A 19,567-nucleotide genomic window follows, 5' to 3' on the forward strand; every position below is an offset into this window, starting at 1 on the left:
CTTCGCATATGAGGCGCGGTCCGTCCCGCGACCTGCCCCCTGGACAGGAAGTGAGGTTAGGCTAACCTACCTTCGACTCGTCCGGCGGATGCTCCGCCCCGTTCGAAGGCAGCACACCCATGTCCAATGCCCGTGCCACCCGCCTCACCCGTCGCGGCCTTCTCGGCGCCGGCGGCGCTCTCGGCCTCGGTGCCGCGCTCGCGGCCTGCGGGGGCGGCGACAAGGGGAAAGACACCGGCTCGGACAGCGCGAAGGGCACGGACAAGACCGGCCCCTGGTCGTTCAAGGACGACCGCGGGCAGACCGCGAAGGCGGACAAGGTCCCCGCCGACATCGTGGCGTTCGTCGGTGTCGCCGCCGCGCTGCACGACTACGGCGTCGGTGTGAAGGGCGTCTTCGGCCCGACGAAGACCAAGGACGGCAAGGCCGATGTCCAGGCCGGCGGGCTCGACGTCGACAAGGTCACGCTCCTCGGCAACGAGTGGGGCCAGTTCAACATCGAGAAGTACGCGGCCCTCAGCCCCGACCTGCTCGTCACCACGATGTTCGACGGCGCCGGGACGCTCTGGTACGTCCCGGAGGAGTCGACGAAGAAGGTCCTCGCCCTCGGCGCCCCCAGCGTCGGCATCTCCGTCTACGACCGCCAGATGACCGAGCCGCTGCAGCGGATGCTGGAGCTCGCGAAGTCTCTCGGCGCGGACACCGCCTCCTCGGCCATCACCCGGGCGAAGAAGCGGTTCGAGGACGCGGCCGCCCGGCTGCGGGCCGCCACCAGGGCCAAGCCCGGCATCAAGGTGCTGGCGGGCTCCGCGAGCCAGGACATCTTCTACGTCTCCGGCTCCGACCTCTCCGTCGACCTGGAGTACTTCAAGGCCCTCGGCGTGAACTTCGTGGAGCCCTCCGCCTCCGCCCTCAAGGCGAGCGGCGGCTGGTTCGAGAATCTGAGCTGGGAGAACGTCGACAAGTACCCGGCGGACATCATCATGATGGACAACCGCACCTCGGCCATCCAGCCCGCCGACATCACCGAGGCGACCTGGAAGAAGCTCCCCGCGGTCAAGGCGGGCCAGGTCATCGCCCGCAACCCCGAGCCGATCCTGTCGTACGACAGGTGCGCCCCGCTGCTCGAGGACCTCGCCAAGGCCATCGAGACGGCCGAGAAGGTCAGCTGACCGCCCCTCACCGCCCAAGGCGCCCCGCTCCCGAGGAGCCCGCCTCTCGGGAGCCCTGTCCCCTCAGGAGCACCCATGACGACGGCCGTGGCCGCCCCGTTCCGTTTCTTCTCCCTCCAGGTCGTACGGAGGAGGCGGCTCGGCCCGTCCGTCGTCCGTGTCACCTTCGCGGGGGACGACCTGCGCGCGTTCCGCTCCGACGGACACGACCAGAGCCTGTCCCTCTTCCTTCCGCATCCCGGCCAGAGCGAGCCCGCCGTGCCGATCGAGCTCGGCGACCTCTGGTGGCAGGGCTGGCGCGAACTGCCCGACGACGTACGGGCGGTGATGCGCTCGTACACCCTGCGGTCCCTGCGGCGCGAACCCGATGGACCCGACGAGATCGACATCGACTTCGTACTGCACGGCGTGGCGCCGGAAGCCCCCGTCCCGGCGGGTCCCGCCTCGCTCTGGGCCTCCCGCGCCGCCGCCGGTGACCGTGTCGTCCTGATCGGCCCGGCGGCCGCGGACAACCGCGCGATCCGCTTCCGTCCGCCCGAGGACACCGATCTGGTGGTGATCTGGGCCGACGAGACCGCCGTGCCCGCCGCCTCCGCGATCCTCGAACAGCTCCCCGCGGGCATCCGCGCCCATGTCTGGCTGGAGGCCGGGCAGGCGGGCGACATCCAGGACCTGGCGACGGAAGCCGACGCCGAGGTCACCTGGCTGGTCCGCGGCACAGGGGCCCCCACCGCGCTCGCGGCGGTCAGAGGCGCCGAACTCCCCGACGCGCAGGCCCCGTACGTGTGGATCGCGGGCGAGTCCGGCTGGGTCAAGGAGCTGCGCCGGCACTTCGTCGGCGAACGCGGGATCGACCGCCGGCGCGTCACCTTCGTCGGCTACTGGCGGCAGGGGCTGAGCGAGGAGCAACTGCGCGCCGAGGAGTGACGACGCTCACCGGAGGCGGGGTTCCCCAAGATCAAACTTAGGTTAGGCTAACCTAAGTTTTGCCGGGCGGCTCCGCCCTGCCCCGTCCCGCACGGACTGTCCCCACCGGAGGACCCCCACATGCGCTCTCACCTGCTCAATGACCTCACCGCGGAGCACTACCGCCGCTCCGTGACCGAAGGAGTGGAGCGGGTGGCCGCCAGACTCGCCGCCACCGACCGTCCGTTCACCGGCGTCACGGTCGATGCCCTCGCCCCCCGGATCGAGGGCATCGACCTGGACCGCCCGCTGCACGACAGCACCGCGGCCCTGGACGAGCTGGAGGAGCTGTACCTCCGCGATGCCGTCTACTTCCACCACCCGCGCTATCTCGCCCATCTCAACTGCCCGGTCGTCATCCCGGCCGTGCTCGGCGAGGCCGTCCTGTCCGCCGTCAACTCCTCCCTCGACACCTGGGACCAGTCGGTCGGCGGCACCCTGATCGAGCGCCGGCTCATCGACTGGACCGCCGGGCGCATCGGTTTCGGACCCGCCGCCGACGGCGTGTTCACCTCCGGCGGCAGCCAGTCCAACCTCCAGGCGCTGCTGCTGGCCCGCGAGGAGGCCAAACCGGGGCGGGCGGGATGGAACGCCCCCGACACCTCCGACACCCTCGGCAAACTGCGGATCTTCGCCTCCGAGGCCGGCCACTTCAGCGTGCAGAAGTCGGCGAGACTCCTCGGTCTCGGCCCGGACGCCGTCGTCTCCGTCCCGGTGGGCGCGGACAAGCGCATGCAGACCGTCGCCCTCGCCCACGAGCTGGAGCGCTGCGTCGCGGAGGGCCTCGTCCCGATGGCCGTCGTCGCCACCGCCGGGACCACCGACTTCGGCTCCATCGACCCGCTGCCGGAGATCGCCGAGCTGTGCGCCCGCCACGACGCCTGGCTGCACGTGGACGCGGCCTACGGCTGCGGACTGCTCGTCTCGCCCGCCCGCCGCCGTCTCCTCGACGGCATCGAGCGCGCCGACTCGGTCACCGTCGACTACCACAAGTCCTTCTTCCAGCCGGTGAGTTCGTCCGCCGTGCTGGTCCGGGACGCCTCCACGCTGCGCCATGCGACCTACCACGCGGACTATCTCAACCCGCGCCGCATGGCCACCGAGCGCATCCCCAACCTGGTCGACAAGTCCCTGCAGACCACCCGCCGCTTCGACGCCCTCAAGCTGTGGATGACCCTGCGCGTGATGGGCGCGGACGGCGTCGGCGCCCTCTTCGACGAGGTCTGCGAGCTGGCACGAAAGGGCTGGGAGCTGCTGGCCGCCGACCCCCGCTTCGACGTGGTCGTCGAGCCGCAGCTGTCCACCCTGGTCTTCCGCTACATCCCGGCGGCCGTCACCGACCCCGCCGGGATCGACCGCGCCAACCTGTACGCCCGCAAGGCCCTGTTCGCCTCCGGCGACGCCGTGGTCGCGGGCACCAAGGTGGCCGGCCGCCACTACCTGAAGTTCACCCTGCTCAACCCCGAGACGACGACGGACGACATCGCCGCCGTACTCGATCTGATCCCCGGCCACGCCGAGCAGTACCTGGGAGAGTCCCTTGACCGCGCATCCTGACACCCCCGCCACCCACGACTTCGTGGGGATCGGACTCGGCCCCTTCAACCTCGGCCTCGCCTGCCTCACCGAGCCGATCGACGGACTCGACGGCGTCTTCCTGGAGTCGAAGCCCGCCTTCGAGTGGCACTCCGGGATGTTCCTGGAGGGCGCCCACCTCCAGACCCCGTTCATGTCCGACCTGGTCACCCTGGCCGACCCCACCTCCCCGTACTCGTTCCTCAGCTACCTCAAGGAGCGCGGGCGGCTGTACTCGTTCTACATCCGTGAGAACTTCTATCCGCTGCGCATGGAGTACGACGACTACTGCCGCTGGGCGGCCTCGAAGCTGAGCTGCGTCCGCTACGGCACCACGGTCACCGAGGTGACGTACGAGGAGCAGGACGAGCTGTACGTCGTACGGACGCGGGAGGGGGAGGTCCACCGGGCCCGCCACCTGGTCCTCGGCACCGGCACCCCGCCCCACATCCCCGACGCCTGCCGGGGCCTCGCGGGCGACGTCATCCACAACTCCCGCTATCTGGACCACAAGCACCAGCTCCAGGCCAAGGAGTCGATCACCCTGGTCGGCAGCGGTCAGTCCGCCGCCGAGATCTACCACGACCTGCTCAGCGAGATCGACGTCCACGGTTTCCGGCTGGACTGGGTGACCCGCTCCCCACGCTTCTTCCCGCTGGAGTACACCAAGCTCACCCTGGAGATGACCTCCCCGGAGTACATCGACTACTTCCACGCCCTGCCCGAACGGACCCGCTACCGCCTCACCGAACAGCAGAAGGGCCTGTTCAAGGGCATCGACGGGGCACTGATCGACGAGATCTTCGACCTGCTGTACCAGAAGAACCTGGACGGTCCGGTGCCCACCCGGCTGCTCACCAACTCCGCGCTCACCAGCGCCCGCCACGAGAACGGCACCTTCACCCTCGGCTTCCGCCAGGAGGAGCAGGAGAAGGACTTCGAGCTGAGTTCCCAGGGCCTGATCCTCGCGACCGGCTACCGGTACGTCGAACCGGAGTTCCTGAAGCCGGTCCGCGACCGTCTGCGCTACGACGGACACGGCAACTTCGACGTGGCCCGCAACTACGCCGTCGACGTGACGGGCCGGGGCGTGTTCCTGCAGAACGCCGGCGTCCACACGCACAGCATCACCAGCCCCGACCTGGGCATGGGCGCCTACCGGAACGCGTACATCATCCGGGAGCTGCTGGGCACCGAGTACTACCCCGTCGAGAAGACCATCGCCTTCCAGGAGTTCGCCGTATGAGCACGACCACGAGTGCCGTCGGCACCCTCACCTTCCGGCCGCTCGACCCTCTGAAGGACGCCGAACTCCTGCACCGCTGGGTCACCCACCCCAAGGCGACCTTCTGGAGGATGCAGGAGGCCCGGCTGGAGGACGTCGAGCGGGCGTACATGGAGATCGCGGCCGACCGGCACCACCACGCGTTCCTCGGGCTGCACGACGGCGAGCCCGCGTTCCTGACGGAGCACTACGACCCCGCGCACCGCGAACTCGTCGGCCTGTACGAGCCCCGGCCCGGTGACGTCGGCATGCACTTCCTCGTCGCGCCCACCGACCGGCCCGTGCACGGGTTCACCCGGGCCGTCATCACCGCCGTCGTACGGCAGTTGTTCGAGGATCCGGCCACCGAGCGGATCGTGGTCGAGCCCGATGTGCGCAACACGGCCGTGCACGCGCTGAACGCGGCGGTCGGGTTCGTGCCCGAGCGTGAGATCACCAAGCCGGAGAAGACGGCGCTGCTCAGCTTCTGCACCCGCGAGCGGTTCGAGCGGGCGGTGGCGGCATGACCCTCACCGACGCCGTCGCCCATCTCTCCCCCGAGCGCTGGGCGCAGGCCAACCGTCTCCTCATACGCAAGGCGCTGGCCGAGTTCGCGCACGAGCGGCTGATCGCCCCCGAGGCGGGGGACGACGGCCACTACGTCGTCCACAGCGACGACCGGCTCACCCGCTACCGGTTCCGCGCCACCCTGCGTGCCCTCGACCACTGGGAGGTCGACCCCGAGTCGATCACCCGCCACCGCGACGGCACCGAACTGCCCCTCGCCGCAATGGACTTCTTCGTCGAGTTGAGGACGGCCCTCGGCCTGAGCGACGAGATCCTGCCCGTCTATCTGGAGGAGATCTCCTCCACCCTCTCCGGCACCTGCTACAAGCTCACCAAACCGAAGGTCACCTCCGCCGAGCTCGCCCGGAGCGGGTTCCAGGCCATAGAGACCGGGATGACCGAGGGCCACCCCTGCTTCGTCGCCAACAACGGGCGGCTCGGCTTCGGCATCCACGAGTACCTGTCGTACGCCCCCGAGACCGCGAACCCCCTCCGGCTGGTGTGGCTGGCGGCGCACCGCTCACGGGCCGCGTTCACGGCCGGCACGGGCATCGCGTACGAGTCCTTCGTACAGCGGGAGCTGGGGGCCGCGACCCTGGACCGCTTCCACCGGCGGCTCACCGACCAGGGCCTGGACCCGGCGGACTACCTCCTCATCCCCGTCCACCCCTGGCAGTGGTGGAACAAGCTCACCGTCACCTTCGCCGCGGAGGTCGCCCGGCGGCACCTCGTCTGCCTCGGCGAGGGGGACGACGAGTATCTGGCCCAGCAGTCCGTGCGGACCTTCTTCAACACCGACCATCCCGAGAAGCACTATGTGAAGACGGCCCTGTCCGTCCTCAACATGGGCTTCATGCGCGGGCTCTCGGCCGCCTACATGGAGGCGACCCCGGCGATCAACGACTGGCTGCACGGGCTGATCGAGGGCGATCCGGTGCTCAAGGCGACCGGACTGACGATCCTGCGCGAGCGGGCGGCCGTCGGCTACCGCCATCTGGAGTACGAGGCGGCCACCGACCGCACCTCCCCGTACCGCAAGATGCTCGCCGCCCTGTGGCGCGAGAGCCCGGTCGGCTCGTTCCGGGAGGGCGAGACCCTGGCGACGATGGCCTCCCTCGCCCATGTCGACCACGAGGGCGCCTCCTTCGCGGGGGCACTGATCGAGCGGTCGGGGCTCGCCCCCACCGAGTGGCTGCGCCACTATCTGCGGGCCTACCTCACCCCGCTGCTGCACTGCTTCTACGCCTACGACCTGGTCTTCATGCCGCACGGCGAGAACGTCATCCTCGTCCTGGAGGACGGTGTGGTGCGGCGCGCGGTCTTCAAGGACATCGCCGAGGAGATCGCGGTGATGGACCCGGACGCGGTGCTGCCTCCGGAGGTCACCCGGATCCGGGTGGAGGTGCCCGCGGACCAGAGGCTCCTGTCGGTCTTCACGGACGTCTTCGACTGCTTCTTCCGCTTCGTCGCGGCGAACCTCGCCGGCGAGGGCGTCCTGACGGAGCAGGACTTCTGGCGCACGGTCGCCGAGGTCGTCCACGAGTACCAGGACGCGCATCCGCACCTCGCCGACCGGTTCCGGCAGTACGACATGTTCGCCCCGGAGTTCGCCCTGTCCTGCCTCAACCGGCTCCAGCTGCGCAACAACCGGCAGATGGTGGACCTCGCGGATCCCTCGGGGGCGCTCCAGCTGGTCGGGACCCTGAGGAACCCGATCACGGGCCTCTAGCGCCCGCGCCCGAAACAGACGGGCACCCCGGTGTACGGTCCACCGGGGTGCCCGTCGTCGTCCGGTGCTGCGGTCTACCGCGCGGGCCAGGGCACCTGGGGCGACCGGTAGTACCCGATCCCCAGCGCGTCCCACCGGGGCCCCTGGGCGGCGAGCCGCACCCGGTAGGCGTCCCAGTCGTGTGTGGCGGCCGGCGACCAGCCCAGCTCGGCCACGCCCGGCAGCCGGGGGAAGGCCATGTAGTCGATGTCGGCGTCGGTGACGAGCGTCTCGGACCACAGCGGCGCCTCGACACCGGCGATCGCCGAGGCGGGCGCGCCCGCCAGATAGGTGCCCGGGTCCCAGTCGTAGGACCGTTTGACCTCCACCAGTCCCGCCCAGTCCTGTCCGAGCGGCGTGTCCTTGGTGTACTTCATGTCGAGGTAGACCCGGTCGGCCGGGGACAGGATCAGCCCGGTGCCGTTGCGTGCGGCCTGGACGACCTGGGCCTTCTCGTCGGCGGCGGTGTCGTCGAGGCCCCAGTACTGGGCGAGCGCGCCCTTCACCGGGTGCGCCCCGGTCAGCTGGTGCCAGCCGATCACGGTCTTGCCGTACTTGGCGACGATGGGCTGCACCCGGTCCATGAACGTCACATAGTCGGCGTGGCTGGTGGAGTGTGCCTCGTCACCGCCGATGTGCAGGTAGCGGCCCGGGGTGAGGGCGGCCAGCTCCCGCACGACGTCGTCCACGAAGTCGTAGGTCACCGGCTTGTTCACGCACAGCGAGCTGAAGCCGACGTCGGTGCCGGTGTAGAGCGGGGGTGCCACGCCGTCGCAGTTCAGTGAGGCGTACGAGGCGAGCGCGGCGTTGGTGTGGCCGGGCATGTCGATCTCGGGGACGATCTCGACATAACGGGCGGCGGCATGGCGGACGATCTCCTGGTACTGCGCCTTGGTGTAGAAGCCGCCCTTGCCGCCGCCGACCTGGGTCGAGCCGCCGTAGGTCGCGAGACGCGGCCAGGAGTCCACGGCGATCCGCCAGCCCTGGTCGTCGCTCAGATGCAGATGCAGGGTGTTGATCTTGTAGAGCGCCAGGGCGTCGATATAGCGCTCGACCTGGGCGACGCCGAAGAAGTGGCGGGAGACGTCGAGCATCGCGCCGCGGTAGGCGTAGCGCGGGGAGTCCGTGACGGTACCGCCCGCGACCAGCCAGGGGCCGGGCTGCACGGTCTTCCTCTCGACGGCCGGGGGCAGCAGCTGGCGCAGCGTCTGCACCCCGTGGAAGAGGCCGGCGGGGCGGCCGGCGGTGATGGTCACGCCGTGGGCGTCGCCGGCGAGCCGGTAACCCTCGGCGCCGAACGGTCCGCTGCCGAGGGTGAGCCGGATGCCTCCGGCGCCGGTCGTGGTGACCGGCAGCCGGTAGCCGGTCGAGGGCCGCAGGACGTCCGCGAGGTACTCGCCGACGCGCCGGGTCTCGCTCGTGCCGTCCACCCGGATGCGGGTGCTCCGGGTGATCGCGTACGGGGATCCCCCCGCCACGGCGGAGGCGGGCGCCGGGACCACCCGGGCGAAGGAACCGGTGCCGCGGGCGGCCGCTGCGGGCTGGGCACCGGCGCCGAGGGTGAATCCGGCCGTCGCGACGAGCAGAAGTGTTCCGAGGATGCGGGGCGTTCTGTGGTGCTGTGACACATGCGCTCCCTTCCACGAGGACCCATGCGCTCGCCCGGACCGGACGAGAGGGGTATAGACCACTCTCCCGCAGAACGGGCCCGGGCAACCCCCGCCCCGCCGAGAATTCATCCCGGCGCCCGGGCCGCGCGAAGGGCTCCGGCGGGCCGTCCGGCGGCCGGAGACGTGCCGAGACCGAGCGGGCGGCCCTCGTGCCGGACACGAGGACCGCCCGCCGTCTTCCGCGCCCTGCCTTCCGGGCGCCGAAGCGGCCTTCGGGAGTGGTGCTACTTCGCCCGGCGGGCCACCGTGAAGTGGTCGACCTGCTCACCGGACTCGGCGATGCCGCGCACCTTCAGCGTGGCGTACCGGCCCTTGGCGGCGGGGGTGACGTCGACGCGCAGGAAGGAGTAGTCGAGGTAGCGCACGCGCGACCAGGCGACCGTCTCGTTCTGCTTGCCTTCCTTGACGTTGATGAACGAGGCGACGGACTCGACCTCGTTCTCGTGGCCCTCGTACGACAGCGGGGCGCTGAACGCGTACAGGCTGCGGCCCGCCGCGCCCGCCGTCACGTACACCACGCCCTCGGACTCGGGGTACGCCGTGCCGCCGATCGGGAGCTTCTTGACGACCTTGTCGCCCTTGATGACGTCGGTGCGCTCGTACTGGTGGTTGTGGCCGTTGATGACCAGGTCCACGGTGTACTTCTCGAACAGCGGCACCCACTCCTGTCGCACGCCCCCCTCCGAGGCGTGCGCCGTGGAGGTGCAGTACGCGCAGTGGTGGAAGAACACGACGACGAAGTCGATGTCGTGGCTGGCGCGGAACTTCTTGAGCTGGGCCTCCAGCCACTTGGTCTGGGTGCCGCCCGAGATGCCGAGGTTGGCCGGGATCTCGAAGGAGATGTCGTTGGCGTCCAGCGAGATGACCGCCGTGTTGCCGTAGACGAAGGAGTAGACGCCCGGGAGGTTCGTCCTGTCCGGTCCGTTGTCCGGCAGGGTCCAGCGGGCCTCCTCGCCGCCGTAGCCGTTGGGCGAGTACCAGGCCTCCATGTCGTGGTTGCCGTAGGCCGGCATCCACGGCACCTGCTTGGCGACCGACTCCGTCTGGTACAGGAACTGGTCCCACACACGCGAGTCGAAGCCGGTGTCGGTGGTCTTGCCCGCGCCGGCCGGGTCGCCGTAGGCGATGTCGCCGGCGTGCAGGTGGAAGGCCGGGTTCTGGCCGAGCAGCAGGCTGTTGTTGGCCAGGGCGTGGTAGCTGACGCCCTCGTCGCCGAACGCGGTGAAGGTGAAGGGCTCCTTGTGGGCGGGAGCCGTGGTGAAGGTGCCGAGGGTGCCCAGCAGATGCCGCTCGGCCGGGTCGAAGCCCGCGTGGCCGACGCCGTAGTAGTAGGTCTTGCCGGGGCGCAGGTTGGTGAGCTTGGCGTGCAGGTAGTACTGGGTGTGGTCGCCGCTGGCGCCGACGCCGGCCGGGGTGTAGAGGGTGCGGACCTCGGCGGGGATCTTGCGGGAGAGGTCACAGGGGTGGGCGCCGACCCGGATGAACGGCTTCTGCACGGCGACCGGGACCTGCCAGGAGACGGTGATCTCGGTGCGCGGGTCGTTGCCGAAGGCGAGGTGGCGGCCGAAGGGGGCGACGAGGGCGCCGTCGACGGTCTCGGTCGCGGGGGCGGTGCGCTGGGTGGGGACGGCGGCCTGGGCGGTGGCGCCCGGGACGAACGCGCCACCGGTGACGGCGCCCAGGGTGACGGCGCCGCCTCTGATCATCGTGCGCCGGGAGAATCTCGTGCGCAGGTACTCGTGCTGCTCCGCCATGTTCATACGGGCGGCGAACTTCTCAGGTACTCCCATACGAGGTATGTCCATGTGGCCTGAACTTCCTCCACATAAACGACGTGGCGCAAGACACAGAATGGACAGGCGTCGAACAGGCACCCACGAGAGTCACCGTGGACAGCTGCCCGAAATCGGGCACGGATCTTGCGATTCCGGCGCCCGTACCGCAGGATCTACCGGGTGCACGACGAACTTGTTGATCATCTGACGCGGTCCACGACCCTGAGCCGGGGCGAGGCACTGCGGGTGGTCCAGGACGTGCTCGCCTACTTCGACGAGACGACCGAGGAGTTCGTCCGCCGCCGTCATCGCGAACTGCAGGCCCAGGGCCTGGTGAACGCGACGATCTTCGAGCGGATCGAGGCCGATCTGAGGTACCGCGCGGTCGCGCCGCCCGAGCTCACGCTCCGCCAGCTGCGCCGCATCGTCTACGGCTGAGGCGCCGGAGACGGCCTCGGAGGCCACCTCACCACAACGGGGACAAAAGGGACTTAAGGATATATATGTGCGGAATCGTTGGATACATCGGTAAGCGCGACGTGGCCCCGCTGCTGCTGGAAGGTCTGCAGCGGCTGGAGTACCGCGGCTACGACTCGGCGGGCATTGTCGTCACGTCCCCCAAGACGTCCGGCCTGAAGATGGTCAAGGCCAAGGGCCGGGTCCGCGACCTGGAGGCCAAGGTCCCCGCGCGCTTCAAGGGCACCACCGGTATCGCCCACACCCGCTGGGCCACCCACGGCGCCCCGTCCGACGTGAACGCCCACCCGCACATGTCGGCCGACCACAAGGTCGCCGTCGTCCACAACGGCATCATCGACAACGCCTCCGACCTCAGGAAGAAACTGGAGGCGGACGGCGTCGAGTTCCTCTCCGAGACCGACACCGAGGTCCTCACCCACCTCATCGCCCGCTCCCAGGCCGAGACCCTGGAGGAGAAGGTCCGCCAGGCGCTGCGGGTCGTCGAGGGCACCTACGGCATCGCGGTGATGCACGCCGACTTCGCCGACCGCATCGTGGTCGCCCGCAACGGCTCCCCCGTCGTGCTCGGCATCGGCGAGAAGGAGATGTTCGTCGCCTCCGACGTCGCCGCACTGGTCACCCACACCCGTCAGATAGTCACCCTCGACGACGGCGAGATGGCCACCCTCAAGGCCGACGACTTCCGCACGTACACCACCGAGGGCACCCGGACGACGGCCGAGCCGACCACCGTGGAGTGGGAGGCCGAGTCGTACGACATGGGCGGCCACGACACGTACATGCACAAGGAGATCCACGAGCAGGCCGAGGCCGTGGACCGGGTGCTGCGCGGCCGCATCGACGACCGGTTCTCCACGGTCCACCTGGGCGGCCTCAACCTGGACGCCCGCGAGGCCCGCGCGGTGCGCCGCGTGAAGATCCTCGGCTGCGGCACCTCGTACCACGCCGGCATGATCGGCGCCCAGATGATCGAGGAGCTGGCCCGGATCCCCGCGGACGCCGAGCCCGCCTCCGAGTTCCGCTACCGCAACGCGGTCGTGGACCCCGACACGCTGTACGTCGCGGTCTCGCAGTCCGGTGAGACCTACGACGTCCTCGCGGCCGTCCAGGAGCTGAAGCGCAAGGGCGCGCGGGTGCTGGGCATCGTCAACGTCGTCGGCTCGGCGATCGCGCGTGAGGCGGACGGCGGCATGTACGTCCACGCCGGCCCCGAGGTGTGCGTGGTCTCCACCAAGTGCTTCACCAACACCACCGTCGCCTTCGCGCTGCTCGCGCTGCACCTCGGCCGTACCCGGGACCTGTCGGTGCGCGACGGCAAGCGGATCATCGAGGGCCTGCGGAAGCTGCCCCAGCAGATCTCCGAGATCCTCAAGCAGGAGGAGGAGATCAAGGCGCTGGCGGACCAGTTCGCGAACGCCCGCTCGATGCTCTTCATCGGCCGTGTGCGCGGCTACCCGGTGGCCCGCGAGGCCTCGCTGAAGCTGAAGGAGGTCTCGTACATCCACGCCGAGGCCTACCCGGCCTCCGAGCTGAAGCACGGCCCGCTGGCGCTGATCGAGCCGGCCCTGCCGACCGTGGCGATCGTGCCGGACGACGATCTGCTGGAGAAGAACCGCGCGGCCATGGAGGAGATCAAGGCCCGTAGCGGCAAGATCCTCGCGGTCGCCCACCAGGAGCAGGAGAAGGCCGACCACACGATCGTGGTCCCGAAGAACGAGGACGAGCTGGACCCGATCCTGATGGGCATCCCGCTGCAGCTCCTCGCCTACCACACCGCGCTGGCGCTGGGCCGGGACATCGACAAGCCGCGCAACCTGGCGAAGTCGGTGACGGTGGAGTAGCGGTTCCCCGCCGCCCCGGATCACCCCGCACGACGTGAACGACCCCCTGTGTGCCACCAGCACAGGGGGTCGTTCCCTCAGGGGACCGGGGCCGCCCTCCCCGGCCCGGCGCTGCCTCAGCCGGCGGCCGTCACCCCCCGGCCGGCAGCGCGTCGCGGCAGGGACGTGGGCCACTTGGCCAGGACCGCCGTGGCCGCGTACCAGGCGACGGCGCCCGCGGCGACCGCGCACCAGCCGCCCGCCTTGCCCAGCGCGTCGTTGCCCGCGAAGCGCCCGATGGCGAGCAGCACCAGGGAGACGCAGAGCAGGGCGTAGGTGCCCTGGCCGAGGACGTCGCCCGCCGCTCCGAGAGCCAGGCTCAGGACGACGAGGGCGAACAGCAGCGAGAAGAGTCCCGCGGCGTTGTCGGACATCTGGCCGCCGGCCGTGACGGCCCAGGTGAACCACAGGGCGCCGAGCGCCGAGAAGGCCGTACCGTTGGCGGAGTCACGGTCGCGGAAAGCGAGCAGGCCGGCGAGGAACAGGGCAACGCCGCCCACATAGTGGGCCAGTGACACGGCGTCGGCCGTCGTCACGCCGTCGATCACCTTGGTCGTTCCGAGACCGAAGGCCAACAGCGTGACACCCAGCGCGAGTCGGCCGACGATCGTGGTGGTGCTTCCCGCAGAGACGTCGTTGTCCACGGCGGGCTCCCTTCTTGTCCTGCACGTACGGTCGTGCGGTGACCGATATATGCCCTTCACAAAGACACAAACACCTCTACGCGCGAGTAGCTTCGCCCGCTCGCGCAAGGGAGTTGGAGGTGGCCGTTCTCCATCTCACCTGAGCCGACGGGGAGTTACGAAAGGGCGGCGCGGAGGTTGCGACGGGGTCGCGGGGCGAGGCGGCCGGGACCGGGCGGTCGCAGGCGCGTGAAACCGGCCATGGGCGGGTCCGAGGGGCGTCAGCGCGTGAAACCGGCCTGACCGCGCCCGAGCGGTCGTACGCACGCACAAGCGGCCACGGGCACGCCGAAGCGCCCGGAGACGGTGTCGGAGAGCCTCAGGGGATGACGATGACGGGGCGCCGGGCGCGCTTGGCGAGCCGGCCGGCGACCGAGCCGAAGATACGGCCGACGATGCCCTGGGTGGAGCCGACGACGATGGCGTCCGCCTCGTACTCCCGCCCCACCTCTTCGAGTTCGTGACAGATGTCGCCGCCGCGCTCGACCAGGATCCAGGGCACCTCGGCGAGATGCTCGGCGCAGGCCAGTTCCAGCCCGAGGACCTCGGTGCGGTGGTCCGGCACATCGACGAAGACCGGTGGCTCGCAGCCCGCCCACACCGTGGTGGGCAGCCGGTTGGCGACATGCACGATGATCAGGCCCGAGCCGGAGCGGTGGGCCATGCCGATCGCGTAGGCGAGCGCGCGCTCGCTGGACGTGGAGCCGTCGAAGCCGACCACCACACCGTGCTTGAAGGCGGGGTCGCAGGACGGGCGTGACTCTTCGGCCGCCAAGGGCTCGGCCGCCGTGGGATCGGCGACGCGGCGCTTGCGGTCCGCGGGTTCGAAGAATTCGTGACCGGCCATGAGTGTCTCGGCGTTGTGATCCTCGTGGGTGGGACGACACTGTGCGGCGGAGCGGTGTCCGGGAATCATCTCCCAACCGCATACCCCCAAGGGTACGGCGGCACGCCTCCTTCGCCCAGATCCCGCGCGACCCCCAGAGTTCCCGGCTTCGCCCGAACAAGAGGAGCCCCCGTCACGGGGTTCCAGAGAGCATGCACGAGGGACGCCCGTAACGCAATGGTTGCTGCCTCGTACAGGTGGTTCGCACAGGGTTCACTCAGCGACCAGGGCGGCGGCCCGGCTTCCGCGGCACGGGTTCGGACAGGGAGCGAAGAACACCGGCCACGGCACCGGGGAGCGACGGTCCGGTCACGCCGTGGCACCAGGACGGCTCGCGGCGGTCCGCCGGCGCCGGCCGGCGCGGTGCACCCGTGGACGCCAGTGACCGACCGATCGGACACGCGTTGATTCCGGTGACCCTCCGCCCCAGGGAGCCCGCCGTGTCCGCACCCCGCCCCGTGTCCCGGAACCGTCCGGTACCCCGGAACCGTCCCACTTCCGAAACGGCGGCCGTGCTCGTCCGCTGGGCCTGGTTCACCTGTGTCCTGGTCCCCGTGGTCCTCGTCTGGAGCGGCACCTCGGTCGCCGGTGCGATCAGCGCCACGATGGGCCTCACAGCGGTCACCTGGGCGTGCCGCGCGCTGCTGCGGCAGTCCGAACTGGGCGCGGCGCGGCCCGCGGACGAGGAGTGCGCACCCTGCGGCTTCCCGCGCTCCGCACCCCACTCCGCCCGGTACGGCGCGGCCGGAACGGGGGCGCGAGGGGGCGGGCGGAACGGAGACGCAAACACTCCGGTCGACTGACCGGTTTCCGCGCACGCCCCCGCTTCTTTTCAGCCAACTTCTCACACCCGTGCATCATGGGGCCGAACGGCCCCCCACCCCCCGTTCGACCTGCACCGAAAGGGTCCTGGAGGGCTCCCGGACCCTATGTGGATTGGCCACGGGGACGAGGCGCACTTCCCTGCACGGCCCACGAGTGCAACCCTTCGTGATCGAATGCTTCACGCCAAGTTGTCATGTCGACAATGTGCCGGATGGTGAACTGGTCACGCCGCCACGGCGGGACACAGTAAATTCGATCATGATTGTCTTTACGGCGGGGGACTCGTGCAGGACCGAGGGGAAACGTGCAGGAGCGACACAACCGAGGAGCCGCGACCACCGAGGGGGGCTTAGCAGGATGAGCCACGACTCCACTGCCACGGCGGATGCCGCGGCCCGGAAGCTGTCCGGGCGACGGCGCAAGGAGATCGTCGCGGTGCTGCTGTTCAGCGGCGGCCCCATCTTCGAGAGTTCCATACCGCTTTCGGTGTTCGGGATCGACCGCCAGGACGCCGGAGTTCCGCGCTACCGACTGCTGGTGGCCGCCGGAGAGGAAGGCCCGCTGCGGACCACAGGGGGCCTGGAACTCACCGCGCCGTACGGGCTCGAGGCGATCTCACGGGCGGGCACCGTCGTGGTGCCGGCCTGGAGGTCGATCACCTCACCACCGCCCGAGGATGCGCTCGACGCACTGCGCCGGGCGCACGAGGAAGGCGCCCGCATCGTCGGGTTGTGCACCGGCGCCTTCGTGCTGGCCGCCGCCGGACTGCTGGACGGCCGGCCGGCCACCACACACTGGATGTACGCACCGACGCTGGCCAAGCGCTATCCGTCGGTGCACGTCGATCCACGCGAGCTGTTCGTGGACGACGGCGACGTCCTGACGTCGGCCGGCACCGCGGCCGGTATCGACCTCTGCCTCCATATCGTGCGCACGGACCACGGCAACGAGGCGGCGGGCGCACTCGCCCGGCGCCTGGTGGTCCCACCGCGCCGCAGCGGCGGCCAGGAGCGCTATCTCGACAGGTCTTTACCTGAGGAGATCGGCGCCGACCCCCTCGCGGAGGTCGTCGCCTGGGCGTTGGAGCATCTCCACGAGCAGTTCGACGTGGAGACCCTGGCCGCGCGGGCGTACATGAGCAGGCGGACGTTCGACCGCCGGTTCCGTTCGCTGACCGGCAGCGCGCCGCTGCAGTGGCTGATCACCCAGCGGGTGCTGCAGGCCCAGCGGCTGCTGGAGACCTCCGACTACTCGGTCGACGAGGTCGCCGGGCGCTGCGGCTTCCGCTCGCCGGTCGCGCTGCGCGGGCATTTCCGGCGCCAGCTCGGCTCGTCGCCGGCGGCGTACCGGGCCGCGTACCGGGCGCGCCGTCCGCAGAGCGAACGGGCGGGGGACCCTGACGGGCCCGGTGGACCGATGGCGCCGCAGGTGGCGCAGGAGGCCGCCCCGGTCCCGATGCAGACCCGGCGCACGGCCGCCGCGAGCTCGCTCGGCGCCGCGGCGTCCCTGGCCGCGGACCACCACGGCAAGCACGTCGACCATCCGGTCAGGCACGTCCCGGAGCTGTACGCGGCGAGCCGCCCGAGCCTGCCGGGGCAGCGCAGCGCGCACTAGCGCTGGCCCGGAGTCGGGGACGGGCGGGATCCACCAGACGTGGCGCACACCACGCGGATCCCGCCCCTTCGGCGTGCCCGCAGGGCCGGGACCGGGCCTTTCTCCCTGCACGGGCGGTCCGCATGACCCGGGCGGGCCATAAGGTGGGACACATGAACGATCGCATGGTGTGGATCGACTGCGAGATGACCGGACTCTCGCTGTCCGACGACGCGCTCATCGAGGTGGCCGCGCTGGTCACCGACTCCGAGCTGAACGTACTCGGCGAGGGCGTGGACATCGTGATCCGGCCGCCGGACACGGCGCTGGAGACGATGCCGGAGGTGGTGCGTCAGATGCACACCACCTCGGGACTGCTCGACGAGCTGGCGGCCGGCACGACGCTCGCCGACGCCGAGGAGCAGGTCCTCTCCTACATCCGGGAGCACGTCAAGGAACCGGGCAAGGCGCCGCTGTGCGGCAACTCGGTCGGCACGGACCGCGGCTTCCTGGCCCGCGACATGCCGACGCTGGAGGACTACCTCCACTACCGGATCGTGGACGTCAGCTCGATCAAGGAACTGGCCCGGCGCTGGTACCCGAGGGCGTACTTCAACAGCCCCGAGAAGAACGGCAACCACCGGGCGCTGGCCGACATCCGCGAGTCGATCGCGGAGTTGCGCTACTACCGGGAGGCGATCTTCGTGCCGCAGCCGGGCCCCGACTCGGACACGGCGCGCACGATCGCGGCCCGGCACGTGCTGCCCGCGCAGTAGCGTTCCTGACGGGGCCCTGACCGGGCCCCGGAGAAACGCTGGCGCGAGCACCCCTTCGGACCCTGTACACTTTTTCTCGGCCGGTGCGGAAAGCAGAAAACACCGGTCATGGTGGGTGTAGCTCAGCTGGTAGAGCACCTGGTTGTGGTCCAGGATGTCGCGGGTTCGAGTCCCGTCACTCACCCTCAGTAGCCAGCCGGTGACCCGTGGGAGCGGGACACCGGCTGGACTGCGTTTCGGCCACTGCGTCCCGGCCGACCTGGGCCGACGCCCCGGAACACGGGTCGGCCGTCGTACGACGCATCCGGCACACGCGCGACCATGGGGCAGCCTCGGCAGCCGGACGGCACCCGGCCCTCGGCGGGCGCGGCGCGCCCGGGCGCGCCGCACGGACCGACGCCGTGGCGGCGCATCTCAGGAGGAGGCGCGCTCCACCAGTTCCGTCGGCAGGACCAGCTGACGGCGTTCCGGGCCGCGCGCGGCCGCCGGGCGACGGTCCGCTATCTCCTCCAGCAGCAGATCGATCATCGCGCGGCCCATCTCCTCTATCGGCTGGCGCACGCTCGTCAGGGGCGGATCCATGTGGCGGGCGATCACCGAGTCGTCGAAGCCGACCAGCGCCACGTCGTCGGGGATACGGCGGCCCGCCTCGCGCAGCACCTGGCGGGCCCCGGCCGCCATCACGTCCGACTCCGCGAACACCGCGTCCAGAGCGGGACGGCGGGCCAGCAGCTCCGTCATGGCCCGGCGGCCGCCCTCCTCGGTGAAGTCACCGCGGGCGATCAGGGCCTCGTCCACCGCGCGGCCCGCGTCCCGCAGTGCGTCGCGATAGCCGTCGATACGCCGCTGGGCGCCGTAGACGTCGAGAGGGCCGGTGATCGTGGCGATGTGCGCACGACCGCGGGTGATCAGATGCTCGACCGCCGAGCGGCCGCCGCCGTAGTTGTCCGAGTCCACCGACGGCAGCGTCTCGCGCTCCGAGCGGGGGCCGCTGATCACCGCCGGGATCTCCAACTGGGCGAGGAGATCGGGCAGCGGGTCGTCCGCGTGCACGGACACCAGCAGCACCCCGTCCACCCGGTGCGCCGCGAGGTACTGGGCCAGCCGGCGGCGCTCACGGTCGTTGCCCGCGAAGATCAGCAGCAGTTGCATCTCCGTGTCCGCCAACTCGGCGCCCACGCCCTTGAGCATGTCCGAGAAGTACGGCTCGGCGAAGAAGCGGGTCTCCGGCTCGGGGACGACGAGAGCGATGGCGTCGGTGCGGTTGGCGGCCAGCGCCCGCGCCGCCGTGTTCGGCACATAACCGAGTTCCGCGACCGCCGCCTCGACCGCCGCGCGTGTCGCGTCGCTGACCCGGGGCGAGCCGTTGATCACCCGGGACACCGTGCCGCGACCGACACCGGCGCGCGCGGCCACCTCTTCGAGGGTCGGCCGACCGCCGCCCCTGCCCCGCGCTCCGTGGCTTGCCATGGGGCTCCGCCTTCCGCCGTCGTCTCACGCTGGCCTGGAATCTAACAGTCCCGTCCGCCGTGGCGATCACTCGCGGCGAGCGCCGGACAGCACGGCGCGAGCCGAGGGGACCGCCCCGGTTCCGGCTAACAGCCCGATAACTGAACGCAGTTCTGCGCGTCAGCTCCCTTGACACCCCCGCCCCGACCCACGACTCTTCAACTCATCACTTGTGGGA

At 70.4% G+C, this 19,567-nt stretch carries 16 protein-coding genes and 1 tRNA gene; 12 read left to right on the top strand and 5 right to left on the bottom strand.

Annotated elements, in window-relative coordinates; all coding sequences use genetic code 11:
- The first annotated feature begins 119 nt into the window (after nt 1-119).
- The 6 genes from ACFYX0_RS31760 (at nt 120) to ACFYX0_RS31785 (ending at nt 7,273) form a co-directional block, all read left to right on the top strand.
- Nucleotides 120-1,172, top strand: a complete 1,053-nt coding sequence (locus tag ACFYX0_RS31760) for an ABC transporter substrate-binding protein (protein ID WP_388975301.1) — start codon at nt 120-122, stop codon at nt 1,170-1,172.
- A 75-nt stretch (nt 1,173-1,247) separates the two neighbouring features.
- Nucleotides 1,248-2,099 carry a siderophore-interacting protein gene (locus ACFYX0_RS31765; protein ID WP_388975304.1) on the top strand — a complete coding sequence of 284 codons (852 nt, stop codon included), beginning with the start codon at nt 1,248-1,250 and terminating at the stop codon, nt 2,097-2,099.
- A 120-nt stretch (nt 2,100-2,219) separates the two neighbouring features.
- Complete coding sequence (gene desA / locus ACFYX0_RS31770) at nt 2,220-3,695, top strand: lysine decarboxylase DesA (RefSeq protein WP_388975306.1); 1,476 nt, start codon at nt 2,220-2,222, stop codon at nt 3,693-3,695.
- On the top strand, nt 3,679-4,959 hold the full coding sequence (locus ACFYX0_RS31775) for a lysine N(6)-hydroxylase/L-ornithine N(5)-oxygenase family protein (RefSeq protein WP_388975308.1): 1,281 nt from the start codon (nt 3,679-3,681) through the stop codon (nt 4,957-4,959). Before desA ends, ACFYX0_RS31775 begins: the two co-directional genes overlap by 17 nt.
- Nucleotides 4,956-5,504 carry a GNAT family N-acetyltransferase gene (locus ACFYX0_RS31780; RefSeq protein ID WP_388975311.1) on the top strand — a complete coding sequence of 183 codons (549 nt, stop codon included), beginning with the start codon at nt 4,956-4,958 and terminating at the stop codon, nt 5,502-5,504. The genes ACFYX0_RS31775 and ACFYX0_RS31780 overlap by 4 nt, the downstream gene beginning before the upstream one ends.
- A complete protein-coding gene (locus tag ACFYX0_RS31785; protein WP_388975313.1) occupies nt 5,501-7,273 on the top strand; it encodes an IucA/IucC family protein in 1,773 nt (590 codons plus the stop codon). Before ACFYX0_RS31780 ends, ACFYX0_RS31785 begins: the two co-directional genes overlap by 4 nt.
- A 74-nt stretch (nt 7,274-7,347) precedes the next feature.
- Here ACFYX0_RS31785 and ACFYX0_RS31790 read toward each other — a convergent pair whose 3' ends face one another.
- Nucleotides 7,348-8,940: a beta-N-acetylhexosaminidase gene (locus ACFYX0_RS31790; protein WP_388975316.1), complete on the bottom strand. Its 1,593-nt coding sequence runs from the start codon at nt 8,938-8,940 to the stop codon at nt 7,348-7,350.
- Between the two features lie 266 nt (nt 8,941-9,206).
- On the bottom strand, nt 9,207-10,772 hold the full coding sequence (locus ACFYX0_RS31795) for a purple acid phosphatase family protein (protein WP_388975318.1): 1,566 nt from the start codon (nt 10,770-10,772) through the stop codon (nt 9,207-9,209).
- A 165-nt stretch (nt 10,773-10,937) separates the two neighbouring features.
- On the opposite strand from ACFYX0_RS31795, the gene ACFYX0_RS31800 reads away from it, so the two are divergent.
- Nucleotides 10,938-11,195 carry a hypothetical protein gene (locus ACFYX0_RS31800; protein ID WP_311692562.1) on the top strand — a complete coding sequence of 86 codons (258 nt, stop codon included), beginning with the start codon at nt 10,938-10,940 and terminating at the stop codon, nt 11,193-11,195.
- A gap of 65 nt (nt 11,196-11,260) precedes the next feature.
- Entirely contained in the window at nt 11,261-13,078 is a 1,818-nt protein-coding gene (gene glmS, locus ACFYX0_RS31805) for a glutamine--fructose-6-phosphate transaminase (isomerizing) (RefSeq protein WP_388975321.1), read from the top strand.
- 116 nt (nt 13,079-13,194) lie between these two features.
- Here the strand turns inward: glmS and ACFYX0_RS31810 are convergent, their stop codons facing one another.
- Together ACFYX0_RS31810 and ACFYX0_RS31815 are read right to left on the bottom strand one after the other, a co-directional pair.
- On the bottom strand, nt 13,195-13,761 hold the full coding sequence (locus ACFYX0_RS31810) for a GPR1/FUN34/YaaH family transporter (protein WP_388975324.1): 567 nt from the start codon (nt 13,759-13,761) through the stop codon (nt 13,195-13,197).
- Between the two features lie 358 nt (nt 13,762-14,119).
- Nucleotides 14,120-14,647, bottom strand: coding sequence for a universal stress protein (locus ACFYX0_RS31815; protein ID WP_311692556.1), 528 nt, complete (start codon nt 14,645-14,647; stop codon nt 14,120-14,122).
- Between the two features lie 479 nt (nt 14,648-15,126).
- Between ACFYX0_RS31815 and ACFYX0_RS31820 the strand changes: the two genes are divergently transcribed.
- The 4 genes from ACFYX0_RS31820 to ACFYX0_RS31835 all read left to right on the top strand — a co-directional run bounded on the left by ACFYX0_RS31820 (nt 15,127) and on the right by ACFYX0_RS31835 (nt 18,064).
- Nucleotides 15,127-15,489, top strand: a complete 363-nt coding sequence (locus ACFYX0_RS31820) for a hypothetical protein (protein WP_388975327.1) — start codon at nt 15,127-15,129, stop codon at nt 15,487-15,489.
- Between the two features lie 379 nt (nt 15,490-15,868).
- Nucleotides 15,869-17,125: a helix-turn-helix domain-containing protein gene (locus tag ACFYX0_RS31825; RefSeq protein WP_311692552.1), complete on the top strand. Its 1,257-nt coding sequence runs from the start codon at nt 15,869-15,871 to the stop codon at nt 17,123-17,125.
- Between the two features lie 152 nt (nt 17,126-17,277).
- The gene (gene orn / locus ACFYX0_RS31830; protein WP_311692550.1) at nt 17,278-17,880 is read left to right on the top strand and encodes an oligoribonuclease; all 603 of its coding nucleotides are present in this window, start codon (nt 17,278-17,280) and stop codon (nt 17,878-17,880) included.
- A 111-nt stretch (nt 17,881-17,991) separates the two neighbouring features.
- Nucleotides 17,992-18,064: transfer RNA gene (locus ACFYX0_RS31835), tRNA-His, on the top strand.
- Between the two features lie 230 nt (nt 18,065-18,294).
- Here the strand turns inward: ACFYX0_RS31835 and ACFYX0_RS31840 are convergent.
- The gene (locus ACFYX0_RS31840) at nt 18,295-19,350 is read right to left on the bottom strand and encodes a LacI family DNA-binding transcriptional regulator (RefSeq protein WP_388975330.1); all 1,056 of its coding nucleotides are present in this window, start codon (nt 19,348-19,350) and stop codon (nt 18,295-18,297) included.
- Nucleotides 19,351-19,567 lie beyond the last annotated feature (217 nt).

The sequence above is a fragment of the Streptomyces sp. NPDC002573 genome (genome assembly GCF_042889625.1).
GTDB classification, from domain to species: domain Bacteria; phylum Actinomycetota; class Actinomycetes; order Streptomycetales; family Streptomycetaceae; genus Streptomyces; species Streptomyces gibsoniae.